At 71.4% G+C, this 15,518-nt stretch carries 13 protein-coding genes; 12 read left to right on the top strand and 1 reads right to left on the bottom strand.

From position 1 onward, the window contains the following. The 4 genes from TA90_RS04860 to TA90_RS13740 all read left to right on the top strand — a co-directional run. Positions 1-489: ABC transporter permease (locus tag TA90_RS04860; RefSeq protein ID WP_043534886.1), on the top strand; the 489-nt coding region annotated here is incomplete at its 5' end. A gap of 32 nt (positions 490-521) precedes the next feature. Then, complete coding sequence (locus tag TA90_RS04855; protein WP_082031464.1) at positions 522-2,420, top strand: dipeptide ABC transporter ATP-binding protein; 1,899 nt, start codon at positions 522-524, stop codon at positions 2,418-2,420. Positions 2,421-2,661: 241 nt separating this feature from the next. Beyond that, entirely contained in the window at positions 2,662-3,864 is a 1,203-nt protein-coding gene (gene nhaA / locus TA90_RS04850) for a Na+/H+ antiporter NhaA (protein WP_231550666.1), read from the top strand. Positions 3,865-4,506: 642 nt separating this feature from the next. Then, the gene (locus tag TA90_RS13740; RefSeq protein ID WP_187120092.1) at positions 4,507-4,785 is read left to right on the top strand and encodes a type IV toxin-antitoxin system AbiEi family antitoxin domain-containing protein; all 279 of its coding nucleotides are present in this window, start codon (positions 4,507-4,509) and stop codon (positions 4,783-4,785) included. A 464-nt stretch (positions 4,786-5,249) separates the two neighbouring features. Here TA90_RS13740 and TA90_RS04845 read toward each other — a convergent pair whose 3' ends face one another. Then, a complete protein-coding gene (locus TA90_RS04845) occupies positions 5,250-5,990 on the bottom strand; it encodes a TetR/AcrR family transcriptional regulator (RefSeq protein WP_082031462.1) in 741 nt (246 codons plus the stop codon). A gap of 151 nt (positions 5,991-6,141) precedes the next feature. On the opposite strand from TA90_RS04845, the gene TA90_RS04840 reads away from it, so the two are divergent. The 8 genes from TA90_RS04840 (at position 6,142) to TA90_RS04805 (ending at position 15,482) form a co-directional block, all read left to right on the top strand. Beyond that, positions 6,142-6,375 (top strand): hypothetical protein, encoded by a 234-nt coding sequence (locus TA90_RS04840; RefSeq protein ID WP_043534891.1) that lies wholly within the window; start codon positions 6,142-6,144, stop codon positions 6,373-6,375. Positions 6,376-6,469: 94 nt separating this feature from the next. After that, positions 6,470-9,565: an aminomethyl-transferring glycine dehydrogenase gene (locus TA90_RS04835; protein WP_043534883.1), complete on the top strand. Its 3,096-nt coding sequence runs from the start codon at positions 6,470-6,472 to the stop codon at positions 9,563-9,565. 76 nt (positions 9,566-9,641) lie between these two features. After that, on the top strand, positions 9,642-10,847 hold the full coding sequence (gcvT, locus tag TA90_RS04830) for a glycine cleavage system aminomethyltransferase GcvT (protein ID WP_231550665.1): 1,206 nt from the start codon (positions 9,642-9,644) through the stop codon (positions 10,845-10,847). Positions 10,848-10,951: 104 nt separating this feature from the next. Beyond that, positions 10,952-11,338 (top strand): glycine cleavage system protein GcvH, encoded by a 387-nt coding sequence (gene gcvH / locus TA90_RS04825; protein WP_043534882.1) that lies wholly within the window; start codon positions 10,952-10,954, stop codon positions 11,336-11,338. Positions 11,339-11,427: 89 nt separating this feature from the next. Beyond that, positions 11,428-12,414 (top strand): ABC transporter ATP-binding protein, encoded by a 987-nt coding sequence (locus TA90_RS04820; protein ID WP_043534881.1) that lies wholly within the window; start codon positions 11,428-11,430, stop codon positions 12,412-12,414. Between the two features lie 115 nt (positions 12,415-12,529). Beyond that, positions 12,530-13,375: an ABC transporter permease gene (locus TA90_RS04815; RefSeq protein WP_082031460.1), complete on the top strand. Its 846-nt coding sequence runs from the start codon at positions 12,530-12,532 to the stop codon at positions 13,373-13,375. Positions 13,376-13,512: 137 nt separating this feature from the next. After that, entirely contained in the window at positions 13,513-14,727 is a 1,215-nt protein-coding gene (locus TA90_RS04810) for a sensor histidine kinase (RefSeq protein ID WP_147513379.1), read from the top strand. Next, positions 14,724-15,482 (top strand): response regulator transcription factor, encoded by a 759-nt coding sequence (locus tag TA90_RS04805; protein WP_269419962.1) that lies wholly within the window; start codon positions 14,724-14,726, stop codon positions 15,480-15,482. The genes TA90_RS04810 and TA90_RS04805 overlap by 4 nt, the downstream gene beginning before the upstream one ends. Positions 15,483-15,518: the final 36 nt, after the last annotated feature.

The following is a 15,518-nucleotide window of genomic DNA, read 5'->3' as shown; positions in this document are numbered from 1 at the left end:
TTCGCGATCCCCCTGCTGCTCGCCGCGATCGTGTTCATGCAGATGTTCAAGGACGACCGCAACGTGGCGATGGTCGTCCTGGTGCTCTCGGCCTTCGGCTGGACGCAGATCGCCCGCATCACCCGCGGGGCGGTCATGTCCGCCAAGAACGAGGAGTTCGTGACAGCTGCACGCGCCACGGGTGCCTCGAAGTGGCGGATCCTCCTCAGCCACATCCTGCCCAACGCGATGGCCCCGATCATCGTCTACGCGACGGTCGCACTGGGCACGTTCATCGTCGCCGAGGCCTCGCTGTCCTTCATGGGCATCGGCCTGCCCCCCTCGGTGGTCAGCTGGGGCGGCGACATCTCCCAGGCCCAGACCTCGTTGCGCACGCAACCCATGGTCCTCTTCTACCCGGCCATGGCCCTGGCCCTGACCGTCCTCAGCTTCATCATGATGGGCGACGCCGTGCGCGAAGCCCTCGACCCGAAGGCGCGCAAGAAGTGAGCGATCCACTGAACCCCGCAGGCACACCGCGCATGGACCCCGAGCTCCACGGCACGATCCCACCCGCCGCCCCGGTCCCCCCCATCGAACCCATCCCCGAGGGCAACCCCCTCCCGGTCGGTGAGGAGGCCGGCCCTACCGAGGGCGAGCTCCAGGACTCCGTGACCCGGGCGGTCCTCGGTGACGAGGCCGCGACCGACGCCGGGCCCGCTGCCCCCGCGCCCGGTGCGTCGCCCTCGTACGAGGACGACCACCCCGACGACGCGAACCCACTGCTGCGCATCTCCGACCTGGAGGTCGCCTTCACCTCCTCCACCGGGACCGTGCCCGCCGTGCGTGGGGCGAGTCTGACCGTCTACCCCGGCCAGACCGTGGCCATCGTCGGCGAGTCCGGATCCGGCAAGTCGACCACCGCTGCCGCGATCATCGGCCTCCTCCCCGGCACGGGTCGCGTCACCGGCGGCACCATCGAGTTCGACGGTCGCGACATCACCCACCTGTCGACCAAGCAGTGGGTGGAACTGCGTGGCTCCGGGATCGGTCTGGTCCCGCAGGACCCGATGACGAACCTCAACCCCGTGCTGCGCGTCGGCACGCAGGTGAAGGAGGCGCTGGAGGCCAACAACGTGGTGCCGCGCTCCGAGGTCGGCCAGCGTGTCGCGACCCTGCTGGAGGAGGCCGGTCTGCCCGACGCGGAGCGACGCGCCAAGCAGTACCCCCACGAGTTCTCCGGCGGCATGCGCCAGCGCGTGCTCATCGCCATCGGCCTGGCCGCGCACCCGAAGCTCCTCATCGCGGACGAGCCCACCTCGGCCCTCGACGTCACCGTCCAGCGCCGGATCCTCGACCACCTCGGGCAGATGACCGCAGAGCTGGGCACGGCCGTCCTCTTCATCACCCATGACCTGGGGCTGGCCGCGGAGCGCGCCGAGCAGCTGGTGGTCATGCACCGTGGCCGCATCGTGGAGTCGGGACCGGCGCTGGAGATCCTCCAGCACCCCCAGCACCCCTACACCCAGCGCCTGGTCGCGGCCGCGCCGTCCCTGGCCTCGGCACGCATCGAGTCCGCGCACGCCCGCGGCATCGAGGTCACCGAGGAGGAGCTGACCGGTTCCGGTGCAGGGTCGGTCGCGACCTCGGACATCATCCGTGTCGAGCACCTGACCAAGGAGTTCGACGTGCGCGGGGCGAAGGGCGAGGCCAAGAAGCTGCTGGCCGTGGACGACGTGTCCTTCGGCCTGCGCACCGGGACCACGCTGGCACTGGTGGGCGAGTCCGGGTCGGGCAAGTCGACCGTGGCGAACATGGTGCTGAACCTCCTGGACCCGACCTCGGGGAAGGTGTTCTTCAAGGGACAGGACTGCTCAGAACTGGGACGCAAGGACCTGTTCGCGCTGCGCCGGAAGCTGCAGGTCGTCTTCCAGAACCCCTACGGCTCCCTGGACCCCATGTACTCGATCTTCCGCATCGTCGAGGAGCCCCTGAGGGTCCACGGGATCGGCACGAAGGCCGAGCGCCTGGCCCGCGTCCAGGAACTGCTGGACCTGGTCGCCCTGCCGCGCTCGGTCATGCGCCGCTACCCCAACGAGCTCTCCGGGGGCCAGCGCCAACGCGTCGCGGTGGCGCGCGCCCTGGCGCTGAACCCCGAGGTGGTCGTCCTGGACGAGGCCGTCTCCGCACTGGACGTCCTCGTGCAGAACCAGATCCTCAACCTGCTCAACGACCTCCAGGCCCAGTTGGGCCTGTCCTACCTGTTCATCACCCACGACCTGGCGGTGGTGCGCCAGATCGCCGATGACGTGGTGGTCATGGAGCACGGGAAGCTGGTTGAACAGGCATCCTCCGACGACCTCTTCGCCCATCCCACCCAGGACTACACGCGTGAGCTCATCGAGGCCGTGCCCGGGCGGAGGATCCAGCTGAACCTGTGACACCTGGGTGGGGAGAGCAACGCACCCTGCCCCCGGTGGGCGTGACCCCACTGTGCGTCTCCCCACCCCTGGGCCCAGTCCGTGCGGGCAGGCCCGTGGGTGCGGGTAGGCTGATCACCGGTGCGTCGGGAAGTCTGGTCGACATCTCCGTCGGCATGTCCGGCCGTCGGGGATCGACCCGAGGAGACAGATGACCCAGTTCACGCGTGTGCGTTCAGCCCGAGCCCGTTACCGGCGGTGGGTGACCACTGAGACCGTCAGTGGGATGCTGCTGCTCGCTGCAGCCACTGTGGCCCTGGTGTGGGCCAACTCCCCCTGGCGGGGAACCTACGAGGCGATCTCCCACTTCACCTTCGGCCCCGGGATGCTCCACCTGGATCTCAGTGTCTCGGAGTGGGCGGCTGACGGCCTGCTGGCAGTGTTCTTCTTCGTCGTCGGTGTCGAGCTCAAGCATGAGGTCATCAGGGGGAGCCTGCGCAACCCGCGCGAGGCCGCAGTTCCGGTGCTGGCCGCCATCGGCGGGATGCTCACGCCTGCGGCGCTGTTCACCCTGATCATCCACCTCTCGGGTGACACCGCTGCCCTGCACGGCTGGGCCATCCCCACCGCGACGGACATCGCCTTCGCCCTGGCAGTCCTGGCGATCTTCGGCACGGGCCTGCCCAAGGCGCTGAGGACCTTCCTGCTGACCCTGGCGGTGGTCGATGACCTGCTGGCCATCATCGTCATCGCCGCCTTCTACACCGCGGGCATCGATCCGGTGGCCCTGGTCGCCTCCCTGGCAGCGGTGGCCGCGTTCGCCGTGGCCGTGCGTGCGCGCGACCCCCGCTGGTACCTCTTGGTGCCCCTGGCGGTGGTGGCGTGGGGTGCCATGCATTCCTCCGGGGTCCACGCGACGATCGCCGGGGTCCTCCTCGGCTTCACGGTGCCCGCTCGCCCTGTCCACGGCGAAGTGGAGCCTCGGACCCGGCGCTTCGACGAGGACCTGCGCCCCTTCTCCAACGGTGTGGCCCTGCCGGTGTTCGCCTTCTTCTCCGCGGGCGTCTCACTGCTGGAGGGCGAGGGTCCCGAAGGGATCCTGCTCCAGCCCGTCGTCCTGGCGATCGTCGTCGCCCTGGTGGCCGGAAAGCTCATCGGCGTCCTGGCCACGACCCTGGTGACCACGAAGTTCACTGCGCTGCGCCTGCCCGACGCAATCGGGCTGCGTGACCTCTTGCCCGTCGGCTTCCTTGCCGGTATCGGGTTCACCGTCTCCCTGCTCATCGCCGAGCTGTCCTTCCCCGACGGGGAGCACACCGACGGCGCGAAGATCGCCATCCTGCTGGGGACGATGCTGGCGGCAACCCTGGCTGCGGCCCTGCTGCGATGGGACGCCCGCAAGGTGCGCCACCACGACATGAACGAGGACGGGGTGCCCGACAGGAACGTGGACCTCATCGAGTGAGGGGTCGACGCGAGCGGGGCACCGAGCAGCAGTCCGGTGTCCATGCGGCTCCTGCAGTGCGCCGTCGACGGCGCGAGCGCCGCGGTGGTGCCGCGGTGGCGCCACGGCGGATGCACGTCGAGTTCTCATCCACCTCGACGCCGACGCGCAGGAGTTCATCGCAGTTGTCGTCGGCTGCCACGACCTCATTCGGAGCCCGCGACAGGGTGTGGGACCCCGTCTGGCCCCTCTGGAAGGCCTGTCGAGAACGTCAGGGAGGTCGCAGAGGTGGCAGGCGCATCAGCCGGAGCCGTGCTCGGCAAGGTCGGCGAGGCCTTCACAGTGGCAGCCGTCGACTCGGCGGGGGCAGGTGGATCTGCTCGTCCTGGTGGTGGTACCTCCTCGAAGTGCCTCGTGAACCCCCACGCATGCAGGGTGACCCCTCGTCGGATCCGAACGACGGCCCCCGGCGTTCCCCACTGGCCATTCATGGAGGTGATCCGATCACCCATGCCGCGGTCGTGCGCGGTCTGCGTCCACACCGATCGACTGGAGATCACCGTCTCTGGCAGCCATCGCCACAACGTCGGTCGAAGCGATGCTGGTCAACAGGGACCACAACAGATGTGCTGTATCTGTCACAGACTCTGCTGACCGAAGGTGATGACGGACCTCATGACGCTGCCCGACCTGCTGAGCTACGACGATCTGGGCGCACAGGGTCTCTCTCGGCATGGCCTCGACCGATTGACCGAGTCCGGTGAGTTCGAGCGCATCGCCCCTGGCCCCTTCCCCAGATGGGGCATGACCCCTGGTATGGCGCGGGAAATCGCGCAACAGCAACTGGGGCGAGACCCCGAAGAGCCACATGGTCGGCGTGATGCGGCGCGCCAGTGGCGAGATGTGTCGAGGTCTCCCGGGGATGAAGGCTCCCACGCCTGACATCCGGTGGACCACGACGTGCCTGGCGCCACCTCTGCGGCTGCTGGCCTGACGACGTCCCGGCCGACTTGATGAACTCGGGCCGATCGCGATCGCGCAACGCATCGGGCCCGGCCAGGCAGCGCTGGCGTGCCGTGTCGTGGGCGGCGACGCACAGTGTCACCGGTGCGGTTGCGGACACGTCCCCCGGGACGCGGTGACGTGGCGGGTTGTGGTGGACCCTGTCCGGACACGTCGCCGGCCATCTCACGCTCGCCCGCGTCGCTGAGAGGCTCGGGGTCGCGTGCGCACGCCCCCAGACAGTGACGACCACACACCGCACCTCGCGGAAACCGTCTGGTCACCGATCCGGTCACCAGACGCCGGATCAGGCCACTCGACGAAGCGACGAGGGAGCTGGACCTCCCGGGGAACTCCAGCGGCTCGTTGCTGGGGTACCTGGCCCCGAACCGGACAACTCAGAGCTACCGGCGTGCCGCCACCCCGGTCAGGGCCATGTCGAGACCGAGCTCGAAGATCCGATCCGGATGGACCTCCTCCTGAGCGAAGTGCCCGACCTGCACAAGTGTGGGGTAGCGCCCCTGGTCGGCGACATGGGCCTGTGGAGGCAGGCCCTCCCGGTCAGGGTCGGCGCCCAGCAGGGGCCGACTGGACTCGACCACCGCGTTTCCGATGACAAAGTTCGCCAGCACGCGCGCCGCGGCGACCAGTTCCGTGCCCGTCAGGCCGGCTCGTGCCAGGGCGGCGTGGAGGTACTCCGTGCGCTCCAGCACGTGGGGTCCGAGCATGGGCCGGTTGACCAAGGCTGTGGACCAGGGGTGGGCGAGCATGGCCGCACGCCACCGGGACAGGAGGGTGCGTACCTGAAGGCGCCACGGCCCGTCCCGGGGTGGGAGCTCCACTGAGGCGAAGACCTGGTCGAAGGCGAGGTCCAGCACGTCCTCCTTGGTCTGGACATGCCAGTAGAGCGCAGCTGAGGTCACACCCAGGCGCTCGGCCACTGCGCGCATCGTCAGTCCCTGGACACCGTGGTCGTCCAGGAGCGCGATCGCCTGGGTGACGATCTCCTCGCGGGTGAGGTTCCGGCGTGGACGTGTGGGCGCAAGGTCACGCAGCCACACGCCACCCGGCGCGTGAGTGGCACTGGTCGACGCAGCGCCATCGGAGACAGGCCTGCCGCGGGCAGGGTCGGCGCGTCGTGCCATGGCATCGATGGTAGCCCATTGATCATCGACCTTGACATTGATAAGTTGAGTTCACAGCGATCATCCCCCAGGCCCCCCGACGACACCTCTGCCACCCGGGCGGCGCCGAGTGGTCGCAGCCTGCAGGGCACTGCACACGGAGGTGAGGGACGTGCCGACCATCAGGGTCGAGCTGACCAGCACACGCGAGGAAGGCCGCCGGATCCTGGCCCTCCACCACAGCGGGGCCCATCACCGTCCCAGCGAGGAGGCAGCCATCGAGCAGGCCTGGAAGCAGGGACGCACCCCCACCGGCGCCGTCCACTTCGCCGGGCTCACCAACGGACAGCCTCCCCGCCTCAAGTACGACGTCACCGTTCACCCCGACATCGCAGACATCCGGTAGGTCCTCCGTGGGCATCCGTGCCCCGCCCCACCATTCCGGCGCGACCGGGACGTACAGTGGTCAGGTCGGTCCAGCCCTGCCCCGGAGGTCCCTGATGGTCACACCCACTGACGATGGCTTCACCATCCGCCACATCGGCCTCACTGCCGACGCCGACCTCGCCCGGGCGCTGGACCGGATCGGCCACCCCAGCCTGGAGTCCCTGATGGAGGCCGCGCTCCCGGCCTCGATCCGCACCCGCTCCCCCCTGGACCTGCCTGCACCGGCCACCGAGCAGGAGGTCCTCGCGCAGCTGCGCGACCTCGCCTCCCGCAACCGGCCGATGCGCCAGATGATCGGTCAGGGCTTCTCCGGCACGGTCACCCCTGCTGTCATCCGCCGCAACGTCCTGGAGAACCCCGGCTGGTACACCGCCTACACCCCCTACCAACCTGAGATCTCCCAGGGCCGCCTGGAGGCACTCATCACCTTCCAGACGATGGTCGCCGACCTGACGGCGCTGCCCGTCGCCAACGCCTCCCTGCTGGACGAGTCCTCCGCCGCGGCGGAGGCCATGCTCCTCATGCGCCGCGCCAACCGCGCCCACCGCACAGACCCCGTGCTCGTGGACACCGACGTCTTCCCCCAGACCCTGGCGGTCCTGAGGGGCCGGGCGCGGGCAGCCGACATCGACCTGGTCGAGGCCGACCTCTCCGCCGGACTCCCCGAGGGGGCCTTCGCCGGCGTCATCATCCAGCAGCCGGGTGACTCCGGGCGCGTGGCCGACTGGGCACCGGTGGTCACCGAGGCGAAGGAACGCGGGGCCCTGGTCACCGTCGTGGCCGACATCCTCTCCCTGGCCCTCATCACGCCACCCGGCGAGATCGGCGCCGACGTGGCGGTGGGCTCCACCCAGCGCTTCGGCGTGCCCCTCTTCTTCGGCGGACCCCACGCCGCCTACATGGCCGTCACGGACTCCCTGGTGCGCCAGATGCCCGGACGCCTGGTGGGCATCTCCCACGACGACGCGGGCACGCCCGCCCTGCGCCTGGCCCTCCAGACCCGCGAGCAGCACATCCGCCGCGAGCGGGCCACCTCCAACATCTGCACCGCCCAGGCCCTGCTCGCCATCGTGGCGGGCATGTACGCCGTCCACCACGGGCCCGAGGGGATCCGCGCCATCGCGGAGCGCACCCACGCCCACGCCGCGCGCCTGGCCGACGGGCTCACGGCCCACGGCCTCACCCCCGTCGCCGGGGAGTTCTTCGACACCGTGCGCGTGGCGCTCGCCGACGAGGGCGCCGCCGACGCGGTCGTCTCCGCAGCCGAGCGTGCGGGCATCAACATCCGCCGCGTCGACGCCACCACCGTGTCGGTGTCGACCTCGGAGGAGACGACGGACGTGGACGTCGACGACGTCCTCACCGCCTTCGGGGTCCCCACGCAGGCACCGGTCACCGACCTGGAGGCACTGGGCACCGGGGGTGCCGACCGGCCGATGTCCTCGGAGCACTCCACCGAGGCCGCCCTCGTCGACGCCCCGGTCGCGCCCGACGCGCAGGCCTCCCCCACGGCACCGGCCCCCGCCACCGAGCACCTGCCCGTCCACCTGCGCCGCACGAGCACGTACCTCACCCACCCGGTCTTCCACCGCTACCGCTCCGAGACCGCCCTCATGCGCCACCTGCGCCGCCTGGCGGACCGGGACCTGGCCCTGGACCGCACGATGATCCCCCTGGGTTCGTGCACGATGAAGCTCAATGCGGCCGTGGAGATGGAGGCGATCTCCTGGCCCGGCTTCGCCGGCATCCACCCCTTCGCACCCCTCGACCAGGTGCAGGGATGGCTGGCGCTCATCGGCGACCTGGAGACCTGGCTGGCCGAGATCTCCGGCTACGCCGCCGTGTCCCTGCAGCCCAACGGCGGCTCCCAGGGCGAGTACTCGGGCCTGCAGGCCATCCGCCTCTACCAGGAGTCCATCGGCCACCCCGAGCGCCGCGTCTGCCTGATCCCCGCCTCCGCGCACGGCACGAACGCCGCCTCCGCGGCCCTCGCCGGGCTGCAGGTGGTGGCCGTGGGCACCGCCCCCGACGGCGCGATCGACCTGGGGGACCTGCGCGCGAAGCTCGCCGAGCACGAGGGCCGCGTCGCCGCGATCATGGTCACCTACCCCTCCACCCACGGCGTCTTCGAGGGCCACATCACCGAGGTCTGCGACCTGGTCCACGCCGCCGGCGGGCAGGTCTACATCGACGGTGCGAGCCTCAACGCCCTGGTGGGGCTCGCCCGCCCGGGACGCTTCGGCGGGGACGTCTCCCACCTCAACCTCCACAAGACCTTCTGCATCCCCCACGGGGGCGGCGGGCCCGGCGTGGGTCCCGTGGCCGCGGCGGCGCACCTGGCGCCCTTCCTGCCGCGCGCGCAGGATGCCGCGGCGTGGTCCTCCCCCGTCGACGAGGGCGGGGCCGGTGCACCCCCGGACGTCACGGCCGGGGACGGGGCGGCGGCCACGCCTGCACAGGGCGGGGCGACACCGGCCGGCGGAGCACCGGCACCGACGGACACGGGCCTCGGCGGGCCGGTGGCCGCCACGACCTACGGGTCGGCCGGGGTGCTGCCGATCTCCTGGGCCTACATCCGGCTCATGGGTGCCGCCGGGCTGACCCGGGCCACCGAGGGCGCGATCCTGGCGGCGAACTACGTCGCCGCCCGCCTCCGGGACGACTACCCCGTGCTCTACACCGGCGCGGGGGGCCTGGTGGCGCACGAGTGCATCCTCGACCTGCGCCACCTCACCCACGAGTCCGGCATCGGGGCCGAGGACGTCGCCAAGCGCCTCATCGACTACGGCTTCCACGCCCCGACCCTGTCCTTCCCCGTCCCGGGCACCCTGATGGTGGAGCCCACGGAGTCGGAGGACCTGGGCGAGCTCGACCGCTTCGTCGACGCCATGCACGCGATCCGCACGGAGATCCAGGAGGTCACGGACGGCGAGGTGGAGGCCGCGGAGTCGGTCGTCCACCGGGCGCCGCACACCGCGGCCGTCCTCGTCGCCGACGGGTGGGAGAGGCCCTACGGCCGCGAGCGCGCGGCCTTCCCCCTGCCCGGCATGGCCCCCGACAAGTACTTCCCACCCGTGGGGCGCATCGACGGGGCCTTCGGGGACCGCCACCTCGTGGCCACGCTCCCGTCACCGACCGACGCGGAATGACGGACACTGGGACCATAGGAATCAGCGAATGAGGGCGGGTTGGGTGACCCGGCCCGCAGGACCGAGGAGGACTGGCATGGACGGACAGGACGCAGACATGGGCACGGGCACGAGCGACACGGGGACGGCGGGCGCCGGGAGCACCCCGCACCGCTCCCCCCTGTACGACCGCGAGGAGGCGCTGGGCGCCACCTTCACCGACTTCGCCGGGTGGGACATGCCCCTGCAGTACACCTCCGCCCTCGCCGAGCACGAGGCGGTGCGCACGCGGGCCGGGCTCTTCGACCTGTCCCACATGGGTGAGGTCCACGTGCAGGGGGCCGACGCCGTCGAGCTGCTCGGACGCACCTTCGTCTCCGACTTCTCCACCATGGGGGTGGGCCGCGCGAAGTACACCCTGCTGTGCAACGGGGCCGGGGGGATCGTCGACGACCTCATCGTCTACCGGCTGGACGACCGGGAGTTCCTGGTGGTGCCCAACGCCGCCAATGCCGCCACCGTCGCCCGCACGCTGGCGGGCACGGCCGAGGGACTGGACGTGGGCGTGGAGGACCGCACGATGTCCACCGCCCTCATCGCCCTGCAGGGTCCCCTGGCCGAGGAGATCCTCGTCAACGCGAACTCCGCCCACCGTGCCCACCCCGCCGAGGTCGAGGCCCTGCGCCAGCTGCGCTACTACTCGGGCATCCACATGGACTACGCGGGTGTCGACGCCGTGGTGGCGCGCACGGGCTACACCGGCGAGGACGGCTTCGAGCTCTTCGTGCCCTGGGAGCTCGCCGGGGAGACCTGGGACCTCCTGATGGACATCGGCTCCCACGACGGGTTGGTGCCCGCGGGCCTGGGGGCACGCGACTCGCTGCGCCTGGAGGCCGGGATGCCCCTGTGCGGCCACGAGCTCACCGCGGAGACCACCCCCTTCCAGGTCGGCGCGGGGCGCTGCGTCTCCCTGTCCAAGCCGCAGGACTTCCCCGGTCGGGCAGCCCTGGAGCAGGCCGCCGTGTCGAGTCCCGACGTGGTGCTGGTCGGTCTGTCGACCGACGGGCGGCGCGCCATGCGGGCCGGCTGCCCGGTGCTCACCTCCGACTCCTCGGCCGAGCCCGGACGCCGCATCGGCACCGTGACCTCGGGTCTGTACTCCCCGACCCTGGGCCACGCCATCGCCATGGCACTGGTCGAGGCCGATGCCGCCGCGTTGGGCACGCTCGTGACGGTGGACGTGCGGGGCCACGCCTTCACCGCCACGGTGCGCCCCCTGGCCGCCTACAAGCGCGCCCACTGACCCCCCTGCCGAAGTCCGCTCAGTTTCCACACCGAAGTCCGCTCACCCGACGAACCGGAACACCCACAGGACCACGACACCCGCACGAACCGGAAGGAACCCCCATGAGCACCTACCCCGAGAACCTGCGCTACACCGCCGAGCACGAGTGGGTGGACGGGTCCTCCCCGGCCCGCGTCGGCATCACCCAGGCTGCGGTCGACGAACTGAAGGACATCGTCTTCGTGGACCTGCCCCAGCCCGGCAGCGCCGTCACCGCGGGGAAGGCCTGCGGCGAGGTCGAGTCCGTGAAGTCCGTGGCCGAGCTCTTCTCCCCGGTCACCGGCACGGTGGCCGAGGTCAACGACGGGGTCATCGACTCCCCGGAGCTCATCAACGAGGACCCCTACGCAGCCTGGCTGTTCTCGGTGGAGGTCGCCGGTGAGGCCCTGCCGGAGGACCTGCTGGACGCGACTGCGTACGGGGCCGTGGTGGAGGCCAGCCAGGACTGAGGGTCCCTCCCCCGGGATGACGGATGTCATGGGTGGTGGCACCACGCCCGGCACTGCCACCAGGCGCGGTCCAGCGACACCATGGAGCCATGGACACCACGACCCACGCACAGACCGCCCGTGACTCCGCGGACGCCACGCCGACCCCCACGACCTCCAGCGACCGTCCTGCGACCGCTCCCCCGCTCCGGGCCCTCGCGGTCCACGACGTCCGCAAGTCCTTCGGCAGCACCCAGGCCGTCGACGGCATCACCCTGTCCGTCCACCCCGGTGAGGTCGTGGCCCTGCTCGGCCGCAACGGTGCGGGCAAGACCACGCTCATCGACATGGTGCTGGGCCTCCAGCAGCCCGACTCCGGCACCACCTCCCTGTTCGGGATGTCCCCGCGCGCGGCGATCCGCCGCTCCCTGGTCGGCGTCGTGCACCAGACGGGTGCACTCCTGCCCAACTTCACCGTCGAGCAGACGCTACGGGTCTTCGCGGGAGCTCACTCCCACCCCCTGCCCGTGGACCGGGTCCTGGAGGAGACCGACCTCGCCGGCCTCGCCCGCCGCCCGGTGGTCAAGCTCTCCGGCGGTGAGCAGCAGCGCGTCCGCCTGGCCCTGGCCCTCCTGCCCGACCCCCTGCTGCTGATCCTCGACGAGCCCACCGCCGGCATGGATGCCCTGGCACGACGCGAGTTCTGGAAGCTCATGGCAGGTCAGGCCGCAACAGGCCGCACCATCGTCTTCGCCACCCACTACCTGGCCGAGGCACAGGACTTCGCCCACCGCACCGTCATCGTCAAGGACGGCCGCGTCATCGCCGACGCCCCCACCGAGGAGGTCCGCCACCTCGACACCTCACGCTCACTGCGCATCAGCATCGACGAGGGCGCCCGGGCCACCCTCGAGCCCCGACTGCGGGCCCTGCCCGGAGCTGACGAGTGGCTGATCGAGTGGCCCCGGGGTGAGGTGACGATCAACGGCTCGGACCTGGACGACGCCGCCCGGGTGCTCCTCGCGCACCCCGGCGCCCACGACCTGGAGATCGTCGCCTCGAGCCTGGAGGACGTCTTCACGGCCCTCACCGCCTGAGGTCCCGCCCTCGTCGCCCCTCGACCACCCGACGCACCCCGGGCAGGCCACCCGATCCCCACGGTGCCGGGCCCGCACCACCCCCCACCCACCACTCCGTCCGAAGGACACCGCCATGACCACCGCACCTCCCCCGACCGCCCTCCCGACCACCACGGACCCGACCGCACGCCCCGGGGACATCGCCGCCGCGATCGACGCCCGCCAGCCCGCCCCGCCGTGGCACGGCTTCTGGCGCCTGTCCGGGTACACCTTCTGGAAGGAGCTCACCAACCCCTTCTCCCTGGCCTTCGCCATCGCCCTGCCGATCTTCATGTACCTGATGTTCGGGGCCGGGCAGGACTACTCCGACCTCCTCGTCGCCCACGGCAACACCGCCGCGACCGTCCTGGTGAACATGGCGATCTACGGGGCCATCATGACGACGTCCTCCATGGGGGCCAATGTGTCCCTGGAGCGGACCTCGGGGGTGACGCGGCTCTTCGCGCTCACACCGCTGAGCCCCGCGGCGAGCATCGTCTCGCGCGTCGTGGCCTCCATGGGGATCTCGGCGGCCGTGATCTCGGTGGCCTACGCCGTGGGCTTCATGACGGGTGCGAGCATGCAGTGGCAGGCGTGGCTGCTCTCGGCCCTGCTGATCGTCGCCCTCTCGATCCTGCCCGCCACCCTGGGACTGGCCGCCGGGTTCGCCGTGCGCACGGACGGGGCGTTCGCCGCGACCTCGATCTTCACCGTGATCGGCGCCTTCGGGTCCGGGATGTTCATCCCGCTGGACTCCATGGGTGAATTCTTCCGGACGATCGCGCCCTGGACGCCGTTCTCCGGCATCGTCAACCTGGTCCAGATGCCGCTGATCGGCGCGGACTCCTTCTCCTGGGGCTGGGTCGCCAACTACGTCGGCTGGACGCTCCTCTTCGCGACCGTCGCCGTGGTCTCCCAACGCCGCGACACGGGGCGCTGAGCGCAGTGGGTACGAGGGCGTCCCGCGCCACCACTCCGTCCGCAGGCGCCACCACCCCACCGGCCGGCACCACGCCCGGGAGGGAGGGCGACGTGACCACGGGGGCGGGCGCGGGCGCCCTGGGGCAGACTGGGGACGTGGACACCGCACAGGGCGCACCCTCCCCGCGGCCGGGCACGCTCCGCCCACCCGCCCCGACCCGCACGCCCCGACCCACCCGGCCCCGGCGGCGGCGCCTGCTGGGACTCGACCCGGACTCCAACCTCGTCTCCCTGATGTGGGCCGCGCCCTTCATGGTCTTCCTCGCCTTCCCCATCTCGGAGGCGGTGGAGCTGGGGGTGACCACGAACCTGGGGGCACCGATCCTGTGGACCACGCTCGCCTTCGCCGTCGTCTACGTCCTCACCTGGGTGCTCAACCCGCCCGCCCCCCGCTCGGCCTCCCTGAGCGTGCGACTCCTGGTGTGCATGACGGCGATGTTCGCGCTGCAGCTGGTCCTGATCTGGTCCACCAGGCGTGCCGGGGTCGGGGAGTCCGCCTACCTGCTGGCCTACATCTCGGCGAGCTGGACGCTGCTGGCCCCCCGGCGCCTGGTCCTCCCCGGGATCGCGGTGATCCTCGGCTTCGGGGCGGCCTCCGTCGCCCTCACCTCCTCACCGTGGTCGGACCTCTTCATCGCCACCCTCTCGCCCCTGCTGACCTCCGCCGTCTGCTTCTTCGCCCGCAGCTCCATCGACTTCGACCGCCGCACCTCCGTGGAGCACCGCCAGGCCCTGGCCCTCTCCCGGGAACGCGAGCGCACCCGCATCAGCGCCGACCTCCACGACATCCTCGGCCACACCCTCACCGGGATCACCGTCAAGGCGGACCTGACGGGCCGTCTCCTGGACGCGGGGCGCCTCGAGGACGCCCGGGCCCAGCTCGACGACCTCACCGACCTGGCGCGTGAGGCACTGGGAGACGTGCGCTCGGTGGTCTCCGCCAACCGGCTCCTCACCCCCGCCGCGGAGATCGACTCCGCCCGCACGCTCCTCACCTCCGCCGGTGTGACCCTGGAGGTCGACCAGCAGGGGGAGCCCGCTCCCGGGGCGTCGGCGACCCTGGTCGCCCACACCATCCGGGAGGCCTGCACCAACGCCCTGCTGCACGCCCAACCCGCGCTGGTCCGGCTCACGCTGCGCGAGGGTGGGGTCGAGATCCGCAACGACGGGTACTCCCGCCGCCTGTCACACTCCACCTCCGGCGGCGGCACGGGCCTGACCGGCCTGCGGGAACGCCTCGGCCCCGGCGACCACCTCGAGTGGGGTTCCCACGCCGGGGAGTGGGTCGTGACCCTGGAGTTGGCACGATGAGCGCCCCTCGACCGCACGCTGGCATGCCGGGGGCGGCCGGGCGCGGCCAGGGCGGCCCCGCGCCGACCAGCACCCGTCGGACCGTGCCCGGCGTCCAGGGCGACACGGCCGCCACGACCCCCGCCGACGAGGGCGACGCCCCCACGCTGCGCGTCGTCGTGGTGGACGACCAGGCGATGGTCCGCGGGGCACTGGCGATCCTGCTGGACCTGGAGTCCGACATCGACGTGGTCGCCCAGGCGGCCGACGGACGCGAGGCGGTGGAGGTCCTCGCCGACCTGCCCGCTGCCGCCGACGTGGTCCTCATGGACGTGGAGATGCCCCGCATGGACGGCATCACCGCCTGCGAGGCCGTCGTCGCCAGGTTCCCCGGCACCCGGGTGCTGATGCTCACCACCTTCGGACGTCCCGGCTACGTCCAGCGCGCCCTGGACGCCGGCGCCTCCGGCTTCGTGGTCAAGGACGCCCCCTCCGAGCAGCTCGCGGACGCGGTGCGGCGCGTGGCGTCCGGTGGACGCGTCATCGACCCGACCCTCGCCGTGGAGACGCTCACCCATGGCTCCTCCCCCCTCACCGAGCGTGAGGTGGAGGTGTTGCGTGCGGTCGCCGAGGGCGGCACCATCGCCGACATCGCCTCCGATGTCGGCCTCACCCAGGGCACCGTGCGCAACCACATCAGCGCGGCCATGACGAAGACCGGGGCACGCACCCGCGCCGAGGCCGTCCGCCTGGCGACCGAGGCGGGCTGGCTGTAGCGGGGGCCGGACGGCCCGGGTCGGGGGCCCCCGACC

The organism is Actinomyces polynesiensis (assembly GCF_000820725.1).
In the GTDB taxonomy this organism is placed as follows: Bacteria; Actinomycetota; Actinomycetes; order Actinomycetales; family Actinomycetaceae; genus Pauljensenia; species Pauljensenia polynesiensis.
This window is presented reverse-complemented; position numbering and strand designations above follow the sequence as displayed.